General features: G+C 60.8%; 22 protein-coding genes. All 22 read left to right on the top strand.

All coding sequences use genetic code 11. The features are described from left to right. Positions 1–100 precede the first annotated feature (100 nt). The 22 genes from AC3WN7_RS13910 to nuoN all read left to right on the top strand — a co-directional run bounded on the left by AC3WN7_RS13910 (position 101) and on the right by nuoN (position 26390). On the top strand, positions 101–2326 hold the full coding sequence (locus AC3WN7_RS13910; RefSeq protein WP_102673996.1) for an NADP-dependent isocitrate dehydrogenase: 2226 nt from the start codon (positions 101–103) through the stop codon (positions 2324–2326). A 209-nt stretch (positions 2327–2535) separates the two neighbouring features. Then, on the top strand, positions 2536–2982 hold the full coding sequence (locus tag AC3WN7_RS13905; RefSeq protein WP_102673997.1) for an NUDIX hydrolase: 447 nt from the start codon (positions 2536–2538) through the stop codon (positions 2980–2982). A 59-nt stretch (positions 2983–3041) separates the two neighbouring features. Further along, on the top strand, positions 3042–4175 hold the full coding sequence (gene mnmA, locus AC3WN7_RS13900) for a tRNA 2-thiouridine(34) synthase MnmA (RefSeq protein WP_007972086.1): 1134 nt from the start codon (positions 3042–3044) through the stop codon (positions 4173–4175). Then, the gene (gene hflD, locus AC3WN7_RS13895; protein ID WP_102673998.1) at positions 4172–4795 is read left to right on the top strand and encodes a high frequency lysogenization protein HflD; all 624 of its coding nucleotides are present in this window, start codon (positions 4172–4174) and stop codon (positions 4793–4795) included. The genes mnmA and hflD overlap by 4 nt, the downstream gene beginning before the upstream one ends. A gap of 124 nt (positions 4796–4919) precedes the next feature. Continuing rightward, complete coding sequence (gene purB / locus AC3WN7_RS13890) at positions 4920–6290, top strand: adenylosuccinate lyase (protein ID WP_007981277.1); 1371 nt, start codon at positions 4920–4922, stop codon at positions 6288–6290. Positions 6291–6376: 86 nt separating this feature from the next. Continuing rightward, positions 6377–7546 carry a ribosomal protein uL16 3-hydroxylase gene (locus AC3WN7_RS13885; RefSeq protein WP_007972092.1) on the top strand — a complete coding sequence of 390 codons (1170 nt, stop codon included), beginning with the start codon at positions 6377–6379 and terminating at the stop codon, positions 7544–7546. Continuing rightward, positions 7539–7964, top strand: a complete 426-nt coding sequence (locus tag AC3WN7_RS13880) for a GNAT family N-acetyltransferase (protein ID WP_095966499.1) — start codon at positions 7539–7541, stop codon at positions 7962–7964. The genes AC3WN7_RS13885 and AC3WN7_RS13880 overlap by 8 nt, the downstream gene beginning before the upstream one ends. A 368-nt stretch (positions 7965–8332) precedes the next feature. Beyond that, positions 8333–9085, top strand: coding sequence for a secretin N-terminal domain-containing protein (locus AC3WN7_RS13875; RefSeq protein WP_095966500.1), 753 nt, complete (start codon positions 8333–8335; stop codon positions 9083–9085). A 473-nt stretch (positions 9086–9558) separates the two neighbouring features. Beyond that, on the top strand, positions 9559–10884 hold the full coding sequence (gene aceA, locus AC3WN7_RS13870) for an isocitrate lyase (protein WP_007970439.1): 1326 nt from the start codon (positions 9559–9561) through the stop codon (positions 10882–10884). A 568-nt stretch (positions 10885–11452) separates the two neighbouring features. Next, the gene (locus tag AC3WN7_RS13865) at positions 11453–11866 is read left to right on the top strand and encodes an NADH-quinone oxidoreductase subunit A (RefSeq protein WP_003223812.1); all 414 of its coding nucleotides are present in this window, start codon (positions 11453–11455) and stop codon (positions 11864–11866) included. A gap of 10 nt (positions 11867–11876) precedes the next feature. Next, complete coding sequence (locus AC3WN7_RS13860) at positions 11877–12551, top strand: NuoB/complex I 20 kDa subunit family protein (protein WP_102673999.1); 675 nt, start codon at positions 11877–11879, stop codon at positions 12549–12551. A 72-nt stretch (positions 12552–12623) separates the two neighbouring features. Then, positions 12624–14408 carry an NADH-quinone oxidoreductase subunit C/D gene (nuoC, locus tag AC3WN7_RS13855; RefSeq protein ID WP_095966501.1) on the top strand — a complete coding sequence of 595 codons (1785 nt, stop codon included), beginning with the start codon at positions 12624–12626 and terminating at the stop codon, positions 14406–14408. A 2-nt stretch (positions 14409–14410) separates the two neighbouring features. Continuing rightward, positions 14411–14908 carry an NADH-quinone oxidoreductase subunit NuoE gene (nuoE, locus tag AC3WN7_RS13850; protein WP_008020715.1) on the top strand — a complete coding sequence of 166 codons (498 nt, stop codon included), beginning with the start codon at positions 14411–14413 and terminating at the stop codon, positions 14906–14908. After that, the gene (gene nuoF / locus AC3WN7_RS13845; RefSeq protein WP_095966502.1) at positions 14905–16260 is read left to right on the top strand and encodes an NADH-quinone oxidoreductase subunit NuoF; all 1356 of its coding nucleotides are present in this window, start codon (positions 14905–14907) and stop codon (positions 16258–16260) included. The genes nuoE and nuoF overlap by 4 nt, the downstream gene beginning before the upstream one ends. Before the next feature lie 136 nt (positions 16261–16396). Further along, on the top strand, positions 16397–19111 hold the full coding sequence (gene nuoG / locus AC3WN7_RS13840; RefSeq protein WP_095966503.1) for an NADH-quinone oxidoreductase subunit NuoG: 2715 nt from the start codon (positions 16397–16399) through the stop codon (positions 19109–19111). Continuing rightward, a complete protein-coding gene (gene nuoH / locus AC3WN7_RS13835) occupies positions 19108–20115 on the top strand; it encodes an NADH-quinone oxidoreductase subunit NuoH (RefSeq protein WP_102674000.1) in 1008 nt (335 codons plus the stop codon). Before nuoG ends, nuoH begins: the two co-directional genes overlap by 4 nt. A gap of 12 nt (positions 20116–20127) precedes the next feature. Then, positions 20128–20673 (top strand): NADH-quinone oxidoreductase subunit NuoI, encoded by a 546-nt coding sequence (gene nuoI / locus AC3WN7_RS13830; protein ID WP_015094374.1) that lies wholly within the window; start codon positions 20128–20130, stop codon positions 20671–20673. Between the two features lie 9 nt (positions 20674–20682). After that, positions 20683–21186: an NADH-quinone oxidoreductase subunit J gene (gene nuoJ / locus AC3WN7_RS13825; RefSeq protein ID WP_015094373.1), complete on the top strand. Its 504-nt coding sequence runs from the start codon at positions 20683–20685 to the stop codon at positions 21184–21186. 2 nt (positions 21187–21188) lie between these two features. Then, positions 21189–21497 carry an NADH-quinone oxidoreductase subunit NuoK gene (nuoK, locus tag AC3WN7_RS13820; RefSeq protein ID WP_007946416.1) on the top strand — a complete coding sequence of 103 codons (309 nt, stop codon included), beginning with the start codon at positions 21189–21191 and terminating at the stop codon, positions 21495–21497. After that, positions 21494–23347, top strand: a complete 1854-nt coding sequence (nuoL, locus tag AC3WN7_RS13815; RefSeq protein ID WP_095966505.1) for an NADH-quinone oxidoreductase subunit L — start codon at positions 21494–21496, stop codon at positions 23345–23347. The genes nuoK and nuoL overlap by 4 nt, the downstream gene beginning before the upstream one ends. Positions 23348–23386: 39 nt before the next feature. After that, positions 23387–24919, top strand: a complete 1533-nt coding sequence (gene nuoM, locus AC3WN7_RS13810; RefSeq protein ID WP_095966506.1) for an NADH-quinone oxidoreductase subunit M — start codon at positions 23387–23389, stop codon at positions 24917–24919. 7 nt (positions 24920–24926) lie between these two features. Continuing rightward, positions 24927–26390 carry an NADH-quinone oxidoreductase subunit NuoN gene (gene nuoN / locus AC3WN7_RS13805; RefSeq protein ID WP_015094370.1) on the top strand — a complete coding sequence of 488 codons (1464 nt, stop codon included), beginning with the start codon at positions 24927–24929 and terminating at the stop codon, positions 26388–26390. The last annotated feature ends 8 nt before the right edge of the window (positions 26391–26398 follow it).

Raw genomic sequence — 26398 nt, 5'->3', positions numbered from 1 at the left:
CTCGATATTCGGCTCATGGATGACTTTGAACGAACGCGCTTACCCGGCGCCCTCGAGTTTCTGCGCACGCTTTAGCAAAGAAGAGAGAGTTAATCCGAATATGCCCACCCGCTCGAAGATCATCTATACCTTCACCGACGAAGCTCCTGCCCTCGCCACCTATTCACTGTTGCCTATCGTAGAGGCCTTCACCGCCTCGGCTGATATCGCCGTTGAAACCCGCGATATCTCTCTTGCAGGGCGCATCCTGGCCAGCTTCCCCGAGCAACTGGGTGACAAAGCCGTAGCCGACCACCTCGCCGAACTGGGCGCCCTGGCCGTTACGCCTGAAGCCAACATCATCAAGCTGCCGAACATCAGTGCTTCGGTTCCACAACTGCAAGCCGCGATCAAAGAGCTGCAAGCCCAGGGCTACAACCTGCCGGACTACCCGGAAACCGTGACCTGCGACGCCGACAAAGAAGCCAAGGCGCGCTACGACAAGGTCAAGGGCAGCGCCGTGAACCCGGTTCTGCGTGAAGGCAACTCCGACCGTCGCGCTCCGCTGTCGGTCAAGAACTACGCGCGCAAGCACCCGCACAAAATGGGCGCCTGGGCCAAGGACTCCAAGTCCCACGTCGCGCACATGAGCACCGGCGATTTCTACGGCAGCGAAAAAGCCGCCCTGATCGACGCCGCTGACGCCGTGAAAATCGAACTGATCGCGCAAGACGGCACCGCCATCGTCCTGAAAGAAAAGACCAGCGTACAAGCCGGTGAGATCCTCGATTGCGCGGTCATGAGCAAAAACGCCCTGCGCCGCTTCATCGCCGCCGAAATCGAAGACGCCAAGGCACAAGGCGTACTGCTGTCGGTTCACCTGAAAGCCACCATGATGAAGGTCTCCGACCCGATCATGTTCGGCCAGATCGTTGCCGAGTTCTATAAAGACGCACTGACCAAGCACGCTGACGTGCTGGCACAGATCGGCTTCAACCTGAACAACGGCATCGGCGACCTGTACGCTCGCATCAAGGCCCTGCCTGCCGAACAGCAAGCGGCCATCGAAGCTGACATCCAGGCGGTCTACGCCGCTCGCCCTTCCCTGGCAATGGTCAACTCCGACAAAGGCATCACCAACCTGCACGTGCCGAGCGACGTGATCGTCGACGCCTCGATGCCGGCGATGATCCGTGACTCCGGCAAGATGTGGGGCACCGACGGCCAGCTGCACGACACCAAGGCCGTGATCCCGGATCGTTGCTACGCGACCATCTACCAGGCCGTGATCGAAGATTGCAAAGCCAACGGCGCATTCGATCCGACCACCATGGGCAGCGTGCCGAACGTTGGCCTGATGGCGAAGAAAGCCGAAGAATACGGTTCCCACGACAAGACCTTCCAGATCAAGGCTGACGGCGTTGTTCGCGTCACCGACAGCAAGGGCAACCTGCTGCTGGAGCAGTCGGTCGAAGCCGGCGACATCTTCCGCATGTGCCAGACCAAAGATGCACCGATCCAGGACTGGGTCAAACTGGCGGTCAACCGTGCTCGCGCCAGCAGCACGCCGGCGATTTTCTGGCTGGACCCAATGCGCGCCCACGACGGCGTGGTGATCGAGAAAGTTCAGGCCTACCTGAAGGATCACGACACCGCCGGCCTGGACATCCAGATCATGTCGCCAGTCGACGCCATGAAGTTCACCCTGCAGCGCACCCGCGAAGGCAAGGACACCATCTCGGTGACCGGCAACGTACTGCGCGACTACCTGACCGACCTGTTCCCGATCATGGAACTGGGCACCAGCGCCAAGATGCTGTCGATCGTGCCGCTGATGAACGGCGGTGGCCTGTTCGAAACCGGCGCCGGCGGTTCGGCTCCGAAGCACGTTCAGCAGTTGCTGGAAGAAAACTTCCTGCGCTGGGATTCGCTGGGTGAATTCCTGGCCCTGGCCGCGTCCCTGGAACACCTGGGCGTGACCTACGACAATCCGAAGGCGCTGGTACTGGCCAAGACCCTGGACCAGGCCACCGGCCAGTTCCTGGACAACAACAAGTCGCCATCGCGCAAAGTCGGCAATATCGACAACCGCGGCAGCCACTTCTACCTGGCGCTGTACTGGGCTCAAGCCCTGGCCGCCCAGACCGAAGACGCTGCACTGCAAGCGCAGTTCGCGACCCTGGCCAAAACCCTGACCGAGAACGAGGCGACCATCGTTGCCGAACTCAACGCCGTTCAGGGCAAGCCAGTGGACATCGGCGGTTACTACCACGCCGACGCCGAGCTGATCAGCAAAGCCATGCGCCCAAGCGCAACCTTCAACGCGGCGGTTGCAGCGCTGGTTTAAGGTTGTAAGGAAGCACCACAAACCCCGGCCCTGTGCCGGGGTTTGTGTTTGTGGCCCATACACATTTTTATCAGTGAAATCCGATCCAATGTGGGAGCAGGCTTGCTCGCGAAAGGGGTTTATCATTCAACATCTTTATTGACTGACCCACCGCTTTCGCGAGCAAGCCCGCTCCCACAGGGACAGCATTTCAACTTCGAGGAGATCTCATGGACTGGAAACCCCACATCACCGTCGCCACCATCGTCGAAGACAACGGCCGCTTCCTGATGGTCGAAGAACTCAAGCACGGTCGCGTGGTGCTCAACCAGCCCGCCGGGCATCTCGATCCGGACGAAACCCTGACCGAAGCCGCCGTGCGCGAAACCCTCGAGGAAACCGGCTGGGACGTCGAACCGACCGGCGTACTGGGTATTTACCTCTACACCGCCCCGAGCAACGGCGTAACCTACCAGCGGATCTGCTTCATCGCCAAACCGCTGAAACACCACCCCGATTATCAACTGGACGACGGCATCGTCGGCGCCAAGTGGTTGACCCGCGAGGAATTAATCGAGCAGCGCGACAACTGGCGCAGCGAGCTGATCATGCGCTGCATCGATGACTATCTGGCAGGCCAACACTTCGGCCTTGAATTGATCCGTCCTTCTCTTTAGCCATGCAGGCTCCGGCCTGTTAGAATCGCGTCCTTTTTCAAGACACTCATTGAATCCCTATGCGTGATCCAGCCCCTTCTGACACACAAAAGAAGCGCGTCATTGTCGGCATGTCCGGCGGCGTGGACTCTTCCGTTTCCGCCCTCCTGCTGATCGAGCAGGGCTATGAGGTGGAAGGCCTGTTCATGAAGAACTGGGAAGAAGACGATGGAACGGAATACTGCACCGCCATGGATGACCTGGCGGACGCCCAGGCCGTGTGCGACAAGATCGGCATCAAGCTGCACACCGCCAACTTCGCCGCCGAGTACTGGGACAATGTGTTCGAGCACTTCCTGGCCGAATACAAGGCCGGACGCACGCCGAACCCGGACATCCTGTGCAACCGCGAAATCAAGTTCAAGGCGTTCCTCGACTACGCCATGATGCTTGGCGCGGACCTGATCGCCACCGGCCACTACGTGCGTCGCCGCGACATCGATGGTCGCACCGAACTGCTCAAGGGCCTGGACCCGAACAAGGACCAGAGCTACTTCCTGCACGCCGTCGGCGGCGAACAGATCGCCAAGACCCTGTTCCCGGTCGGCGAGCTGGAAAAACCGCAAGTGCGCGCGATTGCCGAAAAGTACGAGCTGGCGACCGCGAAGAAGAAGGACTCCACCGGGATCTGCTTTATCGGCGAGCGCCGTTTCAGCGATTTCCTCAAACAGTACCTGCCGGCACAACCGGGCGAGATCAAGACCACCGAAGGTGAAATCATCGGCCGTCATCACGGCCTGATGTATCACACCATCGGCCAGCGTCAGGGCCTGGGCATCGGCGGCCTCAAAGACGCCAGCGACGAGCCGTGGTACGTGCTGATCAAGGACCTGGAGCACAACGAGCTGATCGTTGGTCAGGGCAATGACCACCCGTGGCTGTTCTCCCGCGCCCTGCTCGCTTCCGATATCTACTGGGTCAACCCGATCGACCTGAGCCAGCCACGCAAGCTGACCGCCAAGGTTCGTTATCGTCAGAGCGACCAGCCCTGCACCCTGGAAAAAACCGCCACCGGTTATCGCGCGACCTTCGATGACCCGCAGCGCGCGGTCACTCCGGGCCAGTCCGTGGTGTTCTACGACGGTGAGATCTGCCTCGGCGGCGGCGTGATTGAAGTAGCCGAGCCGTGGACGAGCAAGGGCCAGGCCCTATGAACCCGATTCAGGAGCAACTGACAGCACTGGGCGGCGTGTTTCTCGCCGCCGTGCTGGTGGACAGGATTGCCAAGAGCGGCCAGACCAACGAGGCCGGCCTGAGTTGCATGCTTGGCAGCCTGCTGATCCGCGACCCCAAGGACACCCTGGAAGTCTATGGCGGCGATGACATCAACCTGCGTGAAGGTTATCGCGCCCTGATCGGCGCCCTCGAGCGCGACCCAAGCACCCTGCAGCGCGAACCGCTGCGCTATGCCCTGGCAATGCTCGGTCTTGAGCGCCAACTGGCAAAACGTGGCGACATGCTTGAGGTGATCGGCAAGCGTCTGCCGCAGATTCAGTCCCAGGTCGACCACTTCGGCCCGGCTCACGAAAACGTGATCGCCGCCTGCGGCGCGCTGTACCAGGATACTTTGAGCACCCTGCGCCAACGTATCCAGGTGCACGGCGACATGCGCAACCTGCAACAACCGAGCAACGCCTCGAAAATTCGTGCCCTGCTGCTGGCCGGCATCCGTTCTGCACGCCTGTGGCGGCAATTGGGCGGTCATCGCTGGCAGCTGGTGATCAGCCGTCGCAAATTGCTCAAAGAGCTTTACCCCTTGATGCGTAACGAATAACCCGCATCGACAGAACAGAACTTAGCAATACGCGTAATACGCCGGTCAGTTGGCGACGGACCGGCGGATTTTTTCATGTATGATACGCGCCCCATTTCGTTGCCCGACTGTCCGAGAACACCCCATGCAGCTCTCTTCGCTCACTGCGGTTTCCCCTGTTGACGGCCGCTACGCCGGCAAAACCCAGGCCCTGCGCCCAATTTTCAGCGAGTACGGCCTGATCCGTGCCCGCGTTCTGGTTGAAGTGCGCTGGCTCCAGCGCCTGGCCGCTCATCCTGCCATCAGCGAAGTGCCGGCGTTCTCCGCCGAAGCCAACGCTGTGCTCAACACCCTGGCGGAAAACTTCTCTCTGGAGCACGCCGAGCGCGTCAAAGAGATCGAGCGCACCACCAACCACGACGTCAAGGCCATCGAATACCTGCTCAAAGAGCAAGCGGCCAAGCTGCCGGAGCTGGCCAAGGTCAGCGAGTTCATCCACTTTGCCTGCACCAGCGAGGACATCAACAACCTGTCCCACGCCCTGATGCTGCGCGAAGGCCGTGATGACGTGATGCTGCCGCTGATGCGCCAGACCGCCAACGCCATCCGCGAACTGGCCATCCGCTTCGCCGACGTGCCAATGCTGTCGCGCACCCACGGTCAACCGGCCTCGCCGACCACCCTGGGCAAAGAACTGGCGAACGTGGTTTACCGTCTGGAACGCCAGATCGCTCAAGTCGCTGCCGTTCCGCTGCTGGGCAAGATCAACGGCGCTGTCGGCAACTACAACGCCCACCTGTCGGCCTACCCTGAGATCGACTGGGAAGCCAATGCCCGCGCCTTCATCGAAGACGAACTGGGCCTGGGTTTCAACCCGTACACCACGCAGATCGAGCCCCACGACTACATTGCCGAGCTGTTCGACGCGATCGCCCGCTTCAACACCATCCTGATCGACTTCGACCGCGACATCTGGGGCTACATTTCCCTGGGTTATTTCAAGCAGCGCACCATCGCTGGCGAAATCGGTTCGTCGACCATGCCGCACAAGGTCAACCCGATCGACTTCGAAAACTCCGAAGGCAACCTGGGCATCGCCAACGCACTGTTCCAGCACCTGGCGAGCAAGCTGCCGATCTCCCGCTGGCAGCGCGACCTGACCGACTCCACCGTACTGCGCAACCTCGGCGTCGGCTTCGCCCACAGCGTGATCGCGTACGAAGCCAGCCTCAAGGGCATCAGCAAGCTTGAGCTCAACGAGCAGAAGATTGCCGCTGACCTGGACGCCTGCTGGGAAGTATTGGCCGAGCCGATCCAGACCGTGATGCGTCGCTACAACATCGAAAACCCGTACGAAAAACTGAAAGAATTGACGCGCGGCAAGGGCATCAGCCCTGAAGCGCTGCAGACTTTCATCGACGGCCTGGACATGCCAGCCGCCGCCAAGGCCGAGCTGAAACTGCTCACCCCGGCGAACTACATCGGCAATGCCGTGGAACAAGCCAGACGCATCTGATCGATCGCTAGACCCTTTGAAGACGCCCGGCCGCGCCGGGCGTTTTTATTCCCGTCTGAAAAGTGCATTTTTTCAATAGGTTACACATGAATCCTGATATTCCTCTTCAACTTCTGGGCGGCATCACGGCACGGGAATTCCTGCGCGATTACTGGCAGAAAAAGCCGCTGTTGATCCGCCAGGCGATTCCTGATTTCGAAAGCCCGATCGACGCCGACGAACTGGCCGGCCTGGCGCTGGAAGAAGAAGTCGAATCGCGCCTGATCATCGAGAATGGCGAGCGTCCATGGGAACTGCGTCGCGGCCCGTTCGCCGAAGATGAATTCAGCAAGCTGCCTGAGCGTGACTGGACCCTGCTGGTTCAGGCCGTGGATCAGTTCGTCCCGGAAGTCAGCGAACTGCTGGAAAATTTCCGCTTCCTGCCGAGCTGGCGCATCGACGACGTGATGATCAGCTACGCCGCGCCAGGCGGCAGCGTGGGCCCGCATTTCGACAACTACGACGTGTTCCTGCTGCAAGGCCACGGCAAGCGCAACTGGAAGATCGGCCAGATGTGCAACACCGAAAGCCCGATGCTGGCCCACGCCGACCTGCGCATCCTCTCCGAATTCGAAGCCACCGATGAATGGGTGCTGGAACCTGGCGACATGCTCTACCTGCCGCCGCGCCTGGCCCACTGCGGCGTCGCCGTAGATGACTGCATGACCTACTCGGTGGGCTTCCGCGCGCCGAGCGCCGCTGAAGTGCTGACCCACTTCACCGACTTCCTCAGCCAGTTCCTGTCGGACGAAGAACGCTACACCGACGCCGACGCCCTGCCGACTGCCGATCCTCACCAGATCCAGCGCGATGCACTCGACCGCCTCAAAGGCCTGCTGGCCGAGCACATGAGCGACGAGCGCCTGCTGCTGACCTGGTTCGGCCAGTTCATGACCGAGCCACGCTATCCGGAACTGGTAGTGGGCCCGGAAGACGTCGAAGAAGAGGACTTCATGTCCGCCCTCGAGCAAGGTGCGATCCTGATTCGCAACCCGAGCGCGCGCCTGGCGTGGTCCGAAGTCGATGACGACCTGCTGCTGTTCGCCAGCGGCCAGAGCCGTTACCTGCCGGGCAAACTGCGCGAACTGCTGAAGATGATCTGCGCCGCCGACGCGCTGCACGCCGACAACCTCGGCGAATGGTTGAGCGATGAAGACGGCCGCGGCCTGTTGTGCGAACTGGTCAAGCAAGGAAGCCTGGGGTTTGCCGATGAATAAGATTCACGTACGTGTCGCAGACTGGCAAAAGGACAACGCCGAGATCCGGCGCATTCGTGAAGCGGTGTTCGTCGCCGAGCAATCCGTTCCGCCGGAACTGGAATGGGACGCCGATGACATTGATGCCGTGCATTTCCTCGCTTACGAAGGCGACTTTCCGATTGGCACCGCGCGCCTGTTGCCTGACGGTCACGTTGGCCGGGTCTCGGTACTCAAGGACTGGCGCGGCCTGAAAGTCGGCGATGCGCTGATGCAAGCGGTCATCGGCGAAGCCGAAGAGCGCGGACTCAAGCAGCAGATGCTCAGCGCCCAGGTACAAGCCACGGCGTTCTATGAGCGCCTGGGTTTTCACATGGTCAGTGAGGAGTTCCTGGAAGCCGGGATTCCGCATGTGGACATGGTTCGCCATTCGGCCTGAGACCGAGTCGCCTACATCGCGAGCAAGCTCGCTCCCACAATAGATTTGTGAGTTGCTGAAGATTCTGGCAACACCATCGATCCCTGTGGGAGCGAGCTTGCTCGCGATAGCAGCCTCAAGAACACCACAAAACGCCCTGACATCACACGATGCCGGGGCGTTTTGCTGTCTAGGATTCAACTAGCGCCACTACAGGCCGACAAACTGGCAATATCAACACATGCACCTGTAGGAGCGAGCTTGCTCCGGGCGGCGTTCCGACGATGCACCTGAGAGCGCCGCGGGGTGTCAGGCTTCACGCATTATCGTTGACGACCATCGCGAGCAAGCTCGCTCCTACACAAATCACGAAGCCGGAGATAACGGATATGTCCCTACGCACCCTGCTCAGCACCCTGCTGGTAGCCTGCAGTTTTTCGGTCATGGCAGCCACCGAAATCGTGCCCCTGAGCTATCGCACCAGCGCCGACCTGCTGCCGGTGGCGCAGGATTTCATCGGCAAGGACGGACAGGTCAGCGCCTACGGCAATCAACTCATCGTCAACGCCGATCAGCGCAAGATCGACGAACTTAAAGCCCTTATCTCCCAACTCGACACAGCCCCCAAGCGCCTGCTGATCACTGTCGACACCAGCGACAACAACTTCCAGAGTGACCAGGGTTCTTCAGCCAACGGCGCCAAGACTCGCATCATCAACTACAGCACCGACAGCCGTGACGGCGGTATTCAGCAAGTGCAGGCCAGCGAAGGCGCACCGGCGCTGATCCAGGTCGGCCAGAGCGTGCCCCTGACCAGTTCGCAGACCGATGGCTATGGTGACCTGCGCAGCCAGACCGAATACCGCAACGTCACCCAGGGCTTTTACGTCACCGCAAACGTCACCGGCGACATCGTTCACCTCTCGATCAGTACCAACCGTGACCGCATGAGCCAGGAACGTCCCGATGTAGTGAACGTGCAAAGCACCGACACAACCGTCACCGGCCACCTCGGTGAGTGGATCCTGCTGGCCGGGGTCAATGGCCAGACCCAGGCCGACAAACAGGGCCAGACCCGCAGCTACTCAACCCAGAGCCGCAACGACATGACTTTGCGGGTGAAAGTCGACACCTTGGACTAAATCACCAAATACTGACTGACGAGTCGTATTAGACCAAAGATGTAGTGCTTGAAAAAAAGCACTACAAAACGTTTGACGAGCCAAAAAAGCGAAGGCATGATGGCCTCGCTCCCGCTAATCAGGGGCCCTGGCAAGGGCCTTCGAGGCGATGTTCGCACCTACCCCGCGAACCGCTTCGTGTCTGTACCGCCCACAAGGTGTGTTTGACGAGGTTGTCGACTGGAACGAAGTTGTCCCGAGGGACGGAAGCGTAATAGGTAACCCGGCACCACACTGATGTTCGTACCAAGGCCCACGACGCCCGAATGCGCCCGCAGTTCGCCTTTACCTGCTCACTTCCCCTCGAGCCCATCGTTCATCCCGTCGCCCTCCCCGCCGAATCCGACTTGACCGCTTAAGCTTCTGGTCAGCGAGCGCAGGAATTTTCCACCGCAGAACAACTTTTCATAAAGACGCGACGAGGTTTATCTCCCATGGCACTGACACGCGAACAGCAAATTGCAGCCCTCGAAAAAGACTGGGCTGAAAACCCGCGCTGGAAAGGCGTGACACGCACTTACTCCGCTGCTGACGTCGTCCGCCTGCGTGGCTCGGTTCAACCTGAGCACACCTTTGCAAAAATGGGCGCCGAGAAGCTGTGGAACCTGGTCACCCAGGGTGCCAAGCCAGCCTTCCGTCCTGAGAAAGATTTCGTCAACTGCATGGGCGCCCTGACCGGCGGCCAGGCTGTACAACAAGTCAAAGCCGGTATCCAGGCAATCTACCTGTCGGGCTGGCAGGTTGCTGCGGACAACAACTCCGCCGAATCGATGTACCCGGACCAGTCGCTGTACCCGGTGGACTCGGTTCCAACCGTGGTCAAGCGCATCAACAACTCGTTCCGTCGTGCCGACCAGATCCAGTGGAAAGCCGGCAAGAACCCTGGCGACGCTGGCTACATCGACTACTTCGCACCGATCGTGGCTGACGCCGAAGCCGGTTTCGGCGGCGTACTGAACGCCTACGAGCTGATGAAGAGCATGATCGAAGCAGGCGCCGCCGGCGTTCACTTCGAAGACCAGCTGGCTTCCGTGAAGAAATGCGGCCACATGGGCGGCAAGGTTCTGGTTCCTACCCAGGAAGCCGTGCAGAAGCTGACCGCTGCCCGTCTGGCAGCTGACGTCGCCGGTACGCCGACCATCATCCTGGCCCGTACCGACGCCAACGCTGCCGACCTGCTGACTTCCGACTGCGACCCGTACGACCAGCCATTCGTAACCGGCGAACGTACCCAGGAAGGCTTCTACAAAGTGCGCGCCGGTCTGGACCAGGCCATCGCTCGCGGCCTGGCCTACGCTCCGTACGCCGACCTGATCTGGTGCGAAACCGCCAAGCCGGACCTGGACGAGGCTCGTCGCTTCGCTGAAGCGATCAAGAAGGAATACCCGGACCAACTGCTGTCGTACAACTGCTCGCCTTCCTTCAACTGGAAGAAAAACCTGGACGACGCGACCATCGCCAAGTTCCAGCGCGAACTGTCCGCCATGGGCTACAAGCACCAGTTCATCACCCTGGCCGGCATTCACAACATGTGGCACAGCATGTTCAACCTGGCGCACGACTACGCCCGCAACGACATGACTGCCTACGTGAAGCTGCAAGAGCAGGAATTCGCTGACGCCGCCAAGGGTTACACCTTCGTGGCCCACCAGCAGGAAGTGGGCACCGGCTACTTCGACGACATGACCACCGTGATCCAGGGTGGCTCGTCTTCGGTAACCGCACTGACCGGCTCGACTGAAGAAGAACAGTTCCACTGATCTGCTTCGCCTGAGACATCAGCCGCCGCGGGCCGAATAGAAAGCTAACCGCAGCGCTGCACATCTGACGCCCCGACCGCCTGGTTCGGGGCGTTTTTTTGCCTGAGAGTTCACCAACACCACACTCTCCCTGTAGGAGCGAGCCTGCTCGCGAAAAACTCAAGGACGCCGCTGGGGAATCTGGTTCCCCGCGTTATCGTTCACGACCATCGCGAGCGAGCTCGCTCCTACAAGTAACGCCCATATAAGACAACTTCCCGAGTATCTGAAGGACAAGCAGTATAAAAACCAAGACAAACAATATTGATTATCATTTAGCAACAACTATGTTCGTTACATTCCCTACAAAACATAATTGACGAAATGCCGGCTAATGCCCACGGGCCAAGGGCCACAGGGCCTTTATGGCTCGCTATGTCCTTATTCCTATAAATAATTTCGCTATAGGAATTTTACTTGCCGGGTGTTTAGCCATAAAATCAGTGGGATTGATTGCTGCGACATATCGTCACTGCTTTTGTTTCTTTTCAAGCTCAGAGACCTTTGCTCTCTGTTAAGGATTACCAGCATGCCCGAAGCGACAGGACTCATGGCCCACAACTGGGGCTTTGCCATTTTCCTTCTAGGCGTCGTCGGCCTCTGTGCCTTCATGCTGGGCGTCTCCAGCCTCCTCGGGTCAAAAGCCTGGGGCCGCAGCAAAAACGAACCGTTCGAGTCCGGCATGCTACCTACAGGTGGCGCCCGCTTGCGGCTCTCAGCCAAATTCTATCTGGTCGCGATGCTCTTCGTGATCTTCGATATCGAAGCTCTCTTTCTCTTTGCATGGTCTGTGTCCGTCCGCGAAAGCGGCTGGACCGGATTCGTCGAAGCTCTCGTTTTCATAGCAATTCTGTTGGCAGGCCTTGTCTACCTATTCCGAGTGGGCGCCCTTGACTGGGCTCCGGAAGCTCGGCGCAAGCGGCAAGCGAAGCTGAAACAATGAGGCTTTGGCAATGCAATACAATCTCACCAGGATCGACCCCGATGCTCCTAACGAGCAGTATCCGATTGGCCAGCGGGAAACCGTTTCCGATCCGTTAGAAGATCAAGTCCACAAAAACATTTTCATGGGCAAGCTCGAAGACGTGATCAACGGCACGATCAACTGGGGGCGCAAGAACTCCCTGTGGCCGTATAACTTCGGTCTTTCGTGCTGCTACGTGGAAATGACCACCGCCTTCACGGCGCCCCACGACATCGCGCGCTTTGGCGCCGAAGTTATCCGGGCATCGCCGCGCCAGGCGGATTTCATGGTTATCGCCGGTACCTGCTTCATCAAGATGGCGCCGATCATTCAGCGTCTCTACGAGCAAATGCTCGAGCCTAAATGGGTCATCTCCATGGGTTCGTGCGCCAACTCCGGTGGCATGTACGACATCTACTCCGTCGTTCAAGGGGTGGACAAGTTCCTGCCCGTGGACGTCTACGTGCCTGGCTGCCCGCCCCGCCCTGAAGCTTTCCTGCAAGGCCTGATGCTGTTGCAGGAGTCGATTGGCCAGGAGCGTCGCCCACTTTCCTGGGTCGTTGGCGATCAAGGCGTGTATCGCGCCGAGATGCCTTCCGAGAAGGAAAAGCGCCGCGAACAGCGTATTCAGGTAACCAACCTGCGCAGCCCCGACGAAGTCTGATCCAGATCTGCTTCTTATATAGAACGAGAACCTGGCTTCATTCTTTACGTTGACCGAAAGCGATAAATAACCATGACTACAGGCAGTGCTCTGTACATCCCGCCTTACAAGGCAGACGACCAGGATGTGGTCGTCGAACTGAACAACCGTTTTGGCCCGGAGGCGTTCACCGCCCAGCCTACCCGCACCGGCATGCCGGTGCTTTGGGTTGCCCGCGCCAAACTCGTCGAAGTCCTGACTTTCCTGCGTAACCTGCCCAAGCCGTACGTCATGCTCTATGACCTGCACGGCGTGGACGAGCGTCTGCGCACCAAGCGTCAAGGGCTGCCGAACGGCGTCGACTTCTCCGTGTTCTACCACTTGATGTCGATCGAACGTAATAGTGACGTAATGATCAAGGTCGCCTTGTCCGAGAGCGACCTCAGCCTGCCGACCGTCACCAGCATCTGGCCGAACGCCAACTGGTACGAGCGTGAAGTCTGGGACATGTACGGCATCGACTTCAAAGGCCACCCGCACCTGTCGCGCATCATGATGCCGCCGACCTGGGAAGGTCACCCGCTGCGCAAGGACTTCCCGGCCCGCGCCACCGAGTTCGACCCGTTCACCCTGAACCTGGCCAAGCAGCAGCTCGAAGAAGAGTCCGCGCGCTTCAAGCCGGAAGACTGGGGCATGAAGCGCTCCGGCCCGAACGAGGACTACATGTTCCTCAACCTCGGCCCGAACCACCCTTCGGCGCACGGTGCATTCCGCATCATCCTGCAGCTGGACGGTGAAGAGATCGTCGATTGCGTACCGGACGTCGGTTACCACCACCGTGGTGCCGAGAAAATGGCCGAGCGTCAGTCGTGGCACAGCTTCATCCCGTACACCGACCGTATCGATTACCTCGGCGGCGTGATGAACAACCTGCCGTACGTGCTCTCGGTCGAGAAGCTGGCCGGCATCAAGGTGCCCGAGAAGGTCGACGTCATCCGCATCATGATGGCCGAGTTCTTCCGGATCACCAGCCACCTGCTGTTCCTGGGTACCTACATCCAGGACGTCGGCGCCATGACCCCGGTGTTCTTCACCTTCACCGACCGCCAGCGCGCGTACACGGTGATCGAAGCGATTACCGGTTTCCGCCTGCACCCGGCCTGGTACCGCATCGGTGGCGTCGCCCACGACCTGCCGCGCGGTTGGGAAAAGCTGGTCAAGGACTTCGTCGAGTGGATGCCCAAGCGTCTGGACGAATACCAGAAAGCCGCCCTGGACAACAGCATCCTGCGTGGCCGGACCATCGGCGTCGCCGACTACAACACCAAAGAGGCCCTGGAATGGGGCGTCACCGGTGCAGGCCTGCGTTCGACCGGTTGCGATTTCGACCTGCGTAAAGCGCGTCCGTACTCGGGCTACGAGAACTTCGAATTCGAAGTGCCGCTGGCTGCCAACGGCGATGCCTACGACCGCTGCATCGTGCGCGTCGAGGAGATGCGCCAGAGCATCAGGATCATCGACCAGTGCCTGCGCAACATGCCGGAAGGCCCGTACAAGGCGGATCACCCGCTGACCACGCCGCCGCCGAAAGAGCGCACCCTGCAGCACATCGAAACCTTGATCACGCACTTCCTGCAGGTTTCGTGGGGCCCGGTCATGCCGGCCAACGAATCCTTCCAGATGATCGAAGCGACCAAGGGCATCAACAGTTATTACCTGACGAGCGATGGCGGCACCATGAGCTACCGCACCCGGATTCGTACCCCAAGCTTCCCGCACCTGCAGCAGATCCCTTCGGTGATCAAAGGCAGCATGGTCGCGGACTTGATTGCGTACCTGGGTAGTATCGACTTCGTTATGGCCGACGTGGACCGCTAAGCATGAACAGCACGCTTATCCAGACAGACCGTTTCACCTTGAGTGAAACCGAGCGCTCGGCCATCGAGCACGAGTTGCATCACTACGAAGACCCGCGCGCGGCGTCGATCGAAGCCCTGAAGATCGTCCAGAAGGAACGTGGCTGGGTGCCGGACGGCGCCCTGTACGCCATCGGCGAGATCCTCGGCATCCCGGCCAGCGACGTTGAAGGCGTGGCGACGTTCTACAGCCAGATCTTCCGTCAGCCGGTCGGCCGCCACATCATTCGCGTCTGCGACAGCATGGTCTGCTACATCGGCGGCCACGAGTCCGTGGTCAGCGAAATCCAGAGCAAGCTCGGCATCGGCCTGGGTCAGACCACCGCCGACGGTCGTTTCACCCTGCTGCCGGTCTGCTGCCTCGGCAACTGCGACAAGGCGCCGGCGCTGATGATCGACGACGACACGTTCGGTGATGTGCAGCCAGCAGGCGTTGCCAAATTGCTCGAGGGCTACGTATGACCCTGACTTCCTTCGGTCCAGCCAACCGCATCAAGCGTTCGGCCGAGACTCACCCGCTCACCTGGCGTCTGCGCGACGACGGCGAAGCCGTATGGCTCGACGAGTACCAGGCCAAGAACGGTTACGCCGCTGCACGCAAAGCCTTCGCCGACATGGCCCAGGACGACATCGTCCAGACCGTGAAAGATTCCGGCCTCAAGGGTCGCGGCGGTGCGGGCTTCCCCACTGGCGTGAAGTGGGGCCTGATGCCCAAGGACGAATCCATCAACATCCGCTACCTGCTGTGCAACGCGGATGAAATGGAGCCGAACACCTGGAAAGACCGCATGCTGATGGAGCAACTGCCCCATCTGCTGATCGAAGGCATGCTGATCAGTGCCCGTGCGCTGAAAACCTACCGCGGCTACATCTTCCTGCGTGGCGAGTACACCACCGCCGCCAAGCACCTGAACCGTGCCGTGGAAGAAGCCAAGGCAGCAGGCCTTTTGGGCAAGAACATCCTGGGCAGCGGTTTCGATTTCGAGCTGTTCGTCCACACCGGTGCCGGGCGTTATATCTGCGGTGAAGAAACCGCACTGATCAACTCCCTCGAAGGCCGCCGCGCCAACCCGCGCTCCAAGCCGCCCTTCCCTGCCGCCGTGGGCGTGTGGGGCAAGCCGACTTGCGTGAACAACGTCGAGACCCTGTGCAACGTGCCGGCGATCATTGCCGACGGCGTGGACTGGTACAAATCCCTGGCCCGCGAAGGCAGTGAAGACATGGGCACCAAGCTCATGGGCTTCTCCGGCAAGGTCAAGAACCCGGGCCTGTGGGAATTGCCGTTCGGCGTCACCGGTCGCGAGCTGTTCGAAGACTACGCCGGTGGCATGCGCGACGGTTACAAGCTCAAGTGCTGGCAGCCTGGCGGCGCCGGTACCGGCTTCCTGTTGCCGGAACACCTGGACGCACAAATGTACGCCGGCGGCATCGCCAAAGTGGGTACCCGTATGGGTACCGGCCTGGCCATGGCGGTGGACGACAGCGTCAACATGGTGTCCCTGCTACGCAACATGGAGCAGTTCTTCGCCCGCGAATCCTGTGGTTTCTGCACCCCGTGCCGCGATGGCTTGCCATGGAGCGTCAAGCTCCTGATGGCCATCGAGAACGGTGAAGGCCAGCCAGGCGACATCGAGACCCTGCTGGGCCTGGTCGGCTTCCTCGGCCCAGGCAAGACCTTCTGTGCTCACGCACCGGGCGCCGTGGAGCCGTTGGGCAGCGCAATCAAATACTTCCGTCCAGAGTTCGAAGCCGGTATCGCGCCTGTCAGCGCCGCCGTCCCGCCTCTGGCAAGGCCGATCGTAGTCGGCGCGTAACTGCTTAAAAAGGCGAAGGGTCCGTGCCCTTCGCTTTTCGTGTGATGACGCCGTAAGCGGCTGTGTTGATTCACGCGGATAACAAGATTCCATTAGCCACGCCCGCTGACACCGGGCCAACGAAGAACTTTGAACCATGGCCACTATCCACGTAGACGGCAAAGAGCTCGAAGTCGATGGGGCAGACAACCTGTTACAGGCATGTCTGTCGCTAGGCCTCGATATCCCTTATTTCTGCTGGCACCCTGCCCTTGGCAGCGTTGGCGCTTGCCGCCAGTGCGCGGTCAAGCAGTACACCGACGAGAACGACACCCGTGGTCGCATCGTCATGTCCTGCATGACCCCTGCCACCGACAACACCTGGATCTCCATCGAAGATGAAGAGTCCAAGGCGTTCCGCGCCAGTGTTGTTGAATGGCTGATGACCAACCACCCTCACGACTGCCCGGTCTGTGAGGAAGGTGGTCACTGCCACCTGCAAGACATGACGGTAATGACCGGCCACAACGAGCGCCGTTACCGCTTCACCAAGCGTACCCACCAGAACCAGCAACTGGGCCCGTTCATTTCCCACGAAATGAACCGCTGCATCGCTTGCTACCGCTGCGTGCGCTTCTACAAGGACTACGCCGGCGGCACCGATCTGGGTGTATTCGGCGCCCACGACAACGTGTACTTCGGTCGCGTTGAAGACGGCACCCTGGAAAGCGAGTTCTCCGGTAACCTCACCGAGGTCTGCCCGACCGGTGTGTTCACTGACAAGACTCACTCCGAGCGCTACAACCGCAAGTGGGACATGCAGTTCTCGCCGAGCATCTGCCATGGCTGCTCCAGCGGTTGCAACATCTCTCCGGGCGAGCGTTACGGCGAACTGCGCCGCATCGAAAACCGTTTCAACGGTTCGGTGAACCAGTACTTCCTGTGCGACCGTGGCCGTTTCGGCTATGGCTACGTCAACCGCGAAGACCGTCCACGTCAGCCGCAGCTGGCCAATGGCACCAAGCTGAGTCTCGACGACGCGCTGGATAAAGCTGCTGATTTGCTGCGCGGTCGCAACATCGTCGGCATCGGTTCGCCACGCGCCAGCCTCGAAAGCAACTACGCGTTGCGCGAACTGGTCGGTGCCGAGCACTTCTACTCGGGTATCGAAGCCGCCGAACTGGAGCGCATCCGCCTGGTCCTGCAAGTGCTCAAAGACAGCCCGCTGCCAGTGCCGAACATGCGCGACATCGAAGACCACGACGCCGTGTTCGTCCTCGGTGAAGACCTGACCCAGACGGCTGCGCGCATGGCCCTGTCCCTGCGTCAATCGGTCAAGGGCAAGGCCGAAGACATGGCCGACGCCATGCGCGTCCAGCCTTGGCTCGACGCCGCCGTGAAGAACATCGGCCAGCACGCGCTGAACCCGCTGTTCATCGCCAGCCTGGCTGAAACCAAGCTCGACGACATCGCCGAAGAGTGCGTTCACGCCGCTCCCGACGATCTGGCCCGCATCGGTTTCGCCGTGGCGCACGCCCTCGACGCCAGCGCACCGGCCGTTGAAGGCCTGGACGCTGAAGCCCTTGAGCTGGCCAAGCGCATTGCCGACGCCCTGCTCGCGGCCAAGCGCCCACTGATCATCGCCGGTACTTCCCTGGGCTCCAAAGCGCTGATCGAGGCTGCTGCCAACATTGCGAAGGCCCTGAAGCTGCGCGAGAAGAACGGTTCCATCAGCCTGATCGTGCCGGAGGCCAACAGCCTCGGCCTGGCCATGCTCGGTGGTGAATCGGTCGACGCCGCGCTGCAAGCGGTGATCGACGGCAAGGCCGACGCCATTGTCGTGCTGGAAAACGATCTGTACACCCGTACCGACAAGGCCCGTGTCGATGCTGCCCTGAGCGCCGCGAAAGTGCTGATCGTGGCCGACCATCAGAAGACTGCCACCAGCGATCGCGCGCACCTGGTACTGCCAGCCGCCAGCTTCGCTGAAGGCGACGGTACCCTGGTCAGCCAGGAAGGTCGCGCCCAGCGCTTCTTCCAGGTCTTCGATCCGAAGTACATGGACGCGAGCATCCTGGTCCACGAAGGCTGGCGCTGGCTGCATGCCCTGCGCGCCACCCTGCTGAACCAGCCGATCGACTGGACCCAGCTGGACCACGTCACCGCCGCTGTCGCTTCCAGCACACCGGTCCTGAACCGCATTGTCGACGCCGCACCGTCCGCCGCGTTCCGCATCAAGGGCATGAAACTGGCCCGTGAACCGCTGCGCTACTCCGGTCGTACCGCCATGCGCGCCGACATCAACGTGCACGAACCGCGTACCCCGCAGGACAAGGACACCGCGTTCGCCTTCTCCATGGAAGGTTACTCGGGTTCGGCCGAACCGCGTCAGCAAGTGCCATTCGCCTGGTCTCCGGGCTGGAACTCGCCGCAAGCCTGGAACAAGTTCCAGGACGAAGTCGGTGGTCACATCCGCGCTGGCGACCCGGGCACCCGCCTGATCGAAAGCACCGGTGACTCGCTGAACTGGTTCGCCAGCGTTCCACGCGCGTTCAACCCGGCTCCAGGCACCTGGCAGGTCGTTCCGTTCTTCCACCTGTTCGGCAGCGAAGAAAACTCTTCGAAAGCCGCTCCGGTCCAGGAACGCATTCCGGCGGCCTACGTCGCACTGGCCAAGTCCGAAGCCGACCGCCTGGGCGTCAACGACGGTGCCATGCTGAGCCTGAACGTGGCCGGCCAGACCCTGCGTCTGCCGCTGCGTATCAATGAAGAGCTGGGCGCAGGCCTGGTGGCATTGCCTGCGGGCATCGCCGGCATTCCGCCAGCGATCGCAGGCTTTTCCGTTGACGGTCTGCAGGAGGCAGCTCAATGACCTGGTTCACTCCTGAAGTGATCGACATCATCATCACGGTCCTCAAGGCCGTGGTGATTCTGCTCGCCGTGGTGATCTGCGGCGCCCTGCTCAGTTGGGTCGAGCGTCGTTTGCTCGCGCTCTGGCAGGACCGTTACGGTCCGAACCGCGTCGGTCCGTTCGGCGCGTTCCAGATCGCCGCCGACATGATCAAGATGTTCTTCAAGGAAGACTGGACGCCTCCATTCGCCGACAAGATGATCTTCACCCTGGCACCGGTCGTGGCCATGAGCGCCCTGCTGATTGCCTTCGCGATCATCCCGATCACCCCGACCTGGGGCGTGGCGGACATCAACATCGGCATCCTGTTCTTCTTCGCCATGGCCGGCCTCTCGGTCTACGCGGTGCTGTTCGCCGGCTGGTCGAGCAACAACAAGTTCGCCCTGCTGGGCAGCTTGCGTGCCTCGGCGCAGACTGTGTCGTACGAAGTGTTCATGGGCCTGTCGCTGATGGGCATCGTGATCCAGGTCGGCTCGTTCAACATGCGCGACATCGTTGAATATCAGGCGCAGAACCTGTGGTTCATCATTCCGCAGATCTTCGGGTTCCTGACCTTCTTCATCGCTGGCGTGGCCGTGACTCACCGTCACCCGTTCGACCAGCCGGAAGCAGAACAGGAACTGGCCGACGGTTACCACATTGAATACGCCGGCATGAAATGGGGCATGTTCTTCGTCGGCGAGTACATCGGCATCGTGTTGATTTCGGCGCTGCTGGTGACCTTGTTCTTCGGTGGCTGGCACGGTCCGTTCGGCCTTCTGCCGCAGATCCCGTTCATCTGGTTCGCACTGAAAACCGCGTTCTTCATCATGATCTTCATCCTGCTGCGCGCTTCGATCCCGCGCCCACGGTATGACCAAGTGATGGATTTCAGCTGGAAGTTCTGCCTGCCGCTGACCCTCGTCAACATGCTGGTGACCGCTGCGATCGTGTTGCTCAACACGCCCGCCGTCGCGGCTCAGTGAGGATAGAGAATCATGAAGTACATATTTGACATCGTGCATGGCTTCTACACCCAGCTTCGCAGCCTGGTGATGATTTTCGGCCACGCCTTCCGCAAGCGCGACACGCTGCAGTACCCGGAAGAACCGGTCTACCTGCCGCCGCGCTACCGTGGACGTATCGTCCTGACCCGCGACCCCGACGGCGAAGAGCGTTGCGTAGCCTGCAACCTGTGCGCCGTGGCCTGCCCGGTCGGTTGCATCTCGCTGCAGAAAGCTGAAACCGAAGACGGTCGCTGGTACCCGGACTTCTTCCGCATCAACTTCTCGCGCTGCATTTTCTGCGGCCTCTGCGAGGAAGCCTGCCCGACCACCGCGATCCAGCTGACACCGGATTTCGAGATGGCCGAGTTCAAACGTCAGGACCTGGTCTACGAGAAAGAAGATCTGCTGATCTCCGGCCCCGGCAAAAACCCTGATTACAACTTCTATCGTGTTGCAGGTATGGCGATTGCCGGGAAGCCGAAAGGCTCCGCGCAGAACGAAGCCCAGCCGATCAACGTGAAGAGCTTGCTGCCTTAAGGAAGAAAGATGGAATTCGCTTTCTATTTCGCATCGGGTATCGCTGTGGTGTCCACGCTTCGCGTGATCACCCACACCAACCCTGTGCACGCCCTGCTCTACCTGATCATTTCGCTGATCGCCGTGGCCATGACGTTCTTCGCCCTCGGCGCACCGTTTGCCGGTGTCCTGGAAGTGATCGCCTATGCTGGCGCCATCATGGTGCTATTCGTGTTCGTGGTGATGATGCTGAACCTGGGCCCGGCCTCGGTTCAGCAAGAGCGCGCCTGGCTCAAGCCTGGCATCTGGGGCGGCCCGGTCCTCCTCGCCACGCTGCTGCTGGTGGAACTGCTGTACGTGCTGTTCTCCCACCAGACCGGTGAAGCCATCGGCCACACCACCGTAGACGCCAAGGCCGTGGGCATCAGCCTGTTCGGTCCTTATCTGCTGGTGGTTGAACTCGCCTCGATGCTGCTGCTCGCCGCAGCCGTCACGGCGTTCCACTTGGGCCGCAACGAAGCCAAGGAGCAATGACGATGCCTGCTATCCCCATGGAGCATGGTCTGGCGGTCGCCGGCATCCTGTTCTGCCTCGGCCTGGTCGGCCTGATGGTCCGCCGCAACATCCTTTTCGTGCTGATGAGCCTGGAGGTCATGATGAATGCCTCCGCCTTGGCGTTCATCGTTGCCGGTAGCCGCTGGGCGCAGCCGGATGGACAGATCATGTTCATCCTGGTGATCAGCCTGGCAGCCGCCGAGGCCAGTATTGGCCTGGCGATCCTGCTGCAACTGTATCGCCGCTTCCACACGCTCGATATCGACGCTGCCAGTGAGATGCGCGGATGAACCTTCTCTATCTGACTTTCGTATTCCCTCTCATCGGTTTCCTGCTGCTGTCTTTCTCCCGTGGACGCATCTCGGAAAACCTGGCCGCGTTGATTGGCGTCGGCTCCATCGGTCTGTCGGCGATCGTTACCGCCTACGTGATCTGGCAATTCAACGTCGCCCCGCCGGAAGGCGGTCACTACACCCAGGTGTTGTGGCAGTGGATGGCGGTGGAAGGCTTCACGCCTAACTTCGCCCTGTACCTGGACGGCCTGTCCTTGACCATGCTCGGTGTGGTTGTCGGCGTCGGCTTCCTGATCCACCTGTTCGCGTCCTGGTACATGCGCGGTGAAGCCGGTTACTCGCGTTTCTTCGCCTACACCAACCTGTTCATCGCCAGCATGCTGTTCCTCGTGCTGGGCGATAACCTGTTGTTCCTGTACTTCGGCTGGGAAGGCGTGGGCCTGTGCTCGTACCTGTTGATCGGTTTCTACTACAGCAACCGCAACAACGGTAACGCCGCACTCAAAGCCTTCATCGTGACCCGCATCGGTGACGTGTTCATGGCCATCGGCCTGTTCATTCTGTTTGCCCAACTGGGCACGCTGAACGTCCAGGAACTGCTGGTGCTGGCACCGCAGAAATTCCAGGCCGGCGACTTCTGGATGGTCATGGCCACCCTGATGCTGCTGGGCGGCGCTGTCGGTAAATCCGCGCAACTGCCACTGCAAACCTGGCTGGCGGACGCGATGGCCGGTCCTACCCCGGTTTCGGCACTGATCCACGCCGCAACCATGGTGACCGCCGGTGTCTACCTGATCGCCCGTACCCACGGCCTGTTCACCCTGGCGCCGGAAATCCTGCACCTGGTAGGCATTGTCGGTGGCGTGACCTTGGTCCTGGCAGGTTTTGCAGCCCTGGTTCAGACCGACATCAAGCGTATCCTCGCCTACTCGACCATGAGCCAGATCGGCTACATGTTCCTGGCCCTGGGCGTCGGTGCCTGGGATGGCGCGATCTTCCACCTGATGACCCACGCCTTCTTCAAGGCCCTGCTGTTCCTTGCATCCGGTGCGGTGATCGTTGCCTGCCACCACGAGCAGGACATCTTCAAGATGGGCGGTCTGTGGAAAAAGCTGCCACTGGCCTACGCCAGCTTCATCGTCGGCGGCGCGGCCCTGGCGGCCCTGCCACTGGTCACCGCGGGCTTCTACTCCAAGGACGAAATCCTCTGGGAAGCGTTCGCCAGCGGCAACCACGGTCTGCTCTACGCAGGTCTGGTGGGTGCGTTCATGACTTCGCTCTACACCTTCCGCCTGATCTTCATCGCATTCCACGGTGAAGCGAAGACCGAAGCCCACGCCGGTCACGGCATTGCCCACTGGCTGCCACTGTCGGTGCTGATCGTGCTGTCGACCTTCGTCGGCGCAATGATCGTTCCGCCGCTGCACGGCGTGCTGCCTGAGAGCGTCGGCCACGCCGGCGGCGAAGCCAAGCACAGCCTGGAAATCGCTTCGGGCGCCATCGCCCTGGCCGGTATCCTGCTGTCCGCGCTGCTGTTCCTCGGCAAGCGTCGCTTCGTGACGGCCATCGCCAACAGCGGCATCGGCCGTGTCCTTTCGGCCTGGTGGTTCGCTGCCTGGGGCTTCGACTGGATCTACGACAAACTGTTCGTCAAGCCGTACCTGGCGATCAGCCACATCCTGCGCAAAGACCCGCTCGACCAGACCATCGGTCTGATCCCGCGCATGGCCAAAGGCGGTCACACCGCCCTGAGCCGTACCGAGACCGGTCAACTGCGTTGGTATGCCGCCTCGATGGCTGCGGGTGCCGTGCTGGTCATCGGCGCCGTCGTGCTGGTAGCGGTCTGATATGAACCTTGCGAATTTGCGAAAGGAAACGAACCCGTCATGATTCTGCCTTGGCTAATCCTGATCCCCTTCATCGGCGGCCTGCTGTGCTGGATGGGTGAGCGCTTCGGCGCCACCCTCCCCCGCTGGATTGCGCTGATCACCATGTCCCTGCTGCTTTCCCTCGGCCTCTGGCTGTGGGCCAACGGTGACTATTCATTTGCTCCGGCACCGGGTGCCGATCCGACCTGGGCGCTTGAGTTCAAGCACGTCTGGATCCAGCGCTTCGGCATCAATGTGCACCTGGCCCTCGACGGCCTGTCGCTGTTGATGATCATGCTGACCGGCCTGCTGGGTGTCCTCTCGGTACTCTGCTCGTGGAAAGAGATCCAGCGTCACGTTGGCTTCTTCCACCTGAACCTGATGTGGATCCTGGGCGGTGTCGTCGGCGTGTTCCTCGCCCTCGACCTGTTCATGTTCTTCTTCTTCTGGGAAATGATGCTGGTGCCGATGTACTTCCTCATCGCGCTCTGGGGTCACAGTTCTTCGGACGGCAAGAAAACCCGGATCTACGCGGCGACCAAGTTCTTCATCTTCACTCAGGCTTCCGGCCTGATCATGCTGGTGGCGATCCTGGGTCTGGTACTGGTCAACTTCAACGACACCGGCGTGATTACCTTCAACTACGCCGACCTGTTGAAGACCAAGATGTCGATGACCACCGAGTACATCCTGATGCTCGGCTTCTTCATCGCCTTTGCGGTCAAGCTGCCCGTGGTGCCGTTCCACTCCTGGCTGCCTGACGCTCACGCCCAGGCGCCGACCGCCGGTTCCGTCGACCTCGCCGGTATCTTGCTGAAGACCGCTGCCTACGGCCTGCTGCGTTTCGCCCTGCCGCTGTTCCCGAATGCCTCGGCCGAGTTCGCGCCGATCGCCATGACCCTGGGTCTGATCGGGATCTTCTACGGTGCGTTCCTGGCGTTCGCGCAAACCGACATCAAGCGTCTGATCGCCTTCTCGTCCGTTTCCCACATGGGCTTCGTACTGATCGGCATCTACTCCGGCAGCCAACTGGCACTGCAGGGCGCGGTGATGCAGATGCTGGCCCACGGTCTGTCGGCGGCGGCACTCTTTATCCTGAGTGGCCAGCTGTACGAACGCACCCACACCCGCGACATGCGTGAAATGGGTGGCCTGTGGTCGAAGATCGCCTACCTGCCGGCCCTCAGCCTGTTCTTCGCGGCGGCGTCCCTGGGCCTGCCGGGTACCGGTAACTTCGTCGGTGAGTTCCTGATCCTGATCGGCACCTTCCCGATCGCCCCATGGGTCACCATCATCGCCACGTCCGGCCTGGTGTTCGGTTCGGTCTACTCGCTGATCATGGTCCACCGTGCCTTCTTCGGCCCAGCCAAGTCGGACGCGGTACTGCATGGCATGGACGGTCGCGAAATGATCATGGTGGTCGGTCTGGCAGCGCTGCTGGTCTACATCGGCATCTACCCACAACCGTTCCTCGATACCTCTGCCGCTACGATGCATGGCGTGCAGCAATGGCTCGGCACCGCCTTCACTCAACTCGCTTCGGCCCGGTAAGAGCGCTATGGAATTCACGACTCAACACTTTATCGCGCTAGCGCCGCTGTTGATTACCAGCGCCACGATCATCGTGGTGATGCTGGCGATCGCCTGGCGCCGCAACCACTCCCAGACCTTCCTGCTGTCCGTGGCGGGTCTGAACCTGGCGTTGCTGTCGATCCTGCCAGCCTTGAAGGTCGCGCCATTGGCCGTGACCCCACTGCTGCAAATCGATAGCTTCGCTTGCCTGTACATGGCACTGATCCTGGTCGCCACCCTCGCTTGTGTCACCCTCGCCCACGCCTACCTCGGCGATGGCGGCACGGGTTACCCGGGCAACCGTGAAGAATTGTACCTGCTGATCCTGATGGCCGCCGCCGGTGGCCTGGTGCTGGTCAGCGCGCAGCACCTGGCCGGGTTGTTCATCGGTCTGGAACTGCTGTCGGTGCCGGTCTACGGTCTGGTGGCCTATGCCTTCTTCAACAAGCGTTCGCTGGAAGCCGGTATCAAGTACATGGTGCTGTCGGCTGCCGGCTCCGCGTTCCTGTTGTTCGGTATGGCCCTGCTGTACGCAGACTCCGGCTCCCTGAGCTTCGTCGGCATCGGTCAGGCGCTGGCGGCTACCGGCCTGCCAAGCTCGCTGGCACAACTGGGCCTGGGCATGATGCTGATCGGCCTGGCGTTCAAGCTGTCGCTGGTGCCCTTCCACCTCTGGACTCCAGACGTCTACGAGGGTGCTCCGGCACCGGTCGCAGCGTTCCTGGCCACCGCTTCCAAAGTAGCCGTGTTCGCAGTGATGGTGCGCCTGTTCCAGATCTCGCCAGCGGCCAGCAGCGGCGTGCTGAGCGACGTGCTGACCATCATCGCCATTGCGTCGATCCTGTTCGGTAACTTGCTGGCACTGACCCAGAGCAACCTCAAGCGTCTGTTGGGTTACTCGTCCATCGCCCACTTCGGCTACCTGCTGATCGCCCTGGTGGCGAGCAAGGGCCTGGCCGTGGAAGCCATCGGCGTATACCTGGTCACCTACGTGATCACCAGCCTCGGCGCCTTCGGCGTGATCACCCTGATGTCCTCGCCGTACAAAGGCCGTGACGCAGACGCCCTGTACGAATACCGCGGCCTGTTCTGGCGCCGTCCGTACCTGACCGCCGTACTGACCGTGATGATGCTGTCCCTGGCAGGTATCCCGCTGACCGCGGGCTTCATCGGCAAGTTCTACATCATCGCCACCGGTGTCGAGTCGCACCAATGGTGGCTGGTCGGCTCCCTGGTACTGGGCAGCGCCATCGGCGTGTTCTACTACCTGCGTGTGATGGTCACCCTGTACCTGATCGAACCGAACCTTCGTCGCGTCGATGCCCAGCTGCACTGGGAACAACGTGCAGGCGGCGTGATGCTGCTGGCCATCGCGGTACTGGCTTTCTTCCTCGGCCTGTACCCACAACCGCTGCTGAACCTGGTTCAGCAATCGGGTCTGGCGGGTTGATCGCTTAG

It is taken from the genome of Pseudomonas sp. FW305-70 (genome assembly GCF_058783925.1).
The sequence above is the reverse complement of the archived record's forward strand: the minus strand, read 5'-3'. Positions and strand labels throughout refer to the sequence as shown.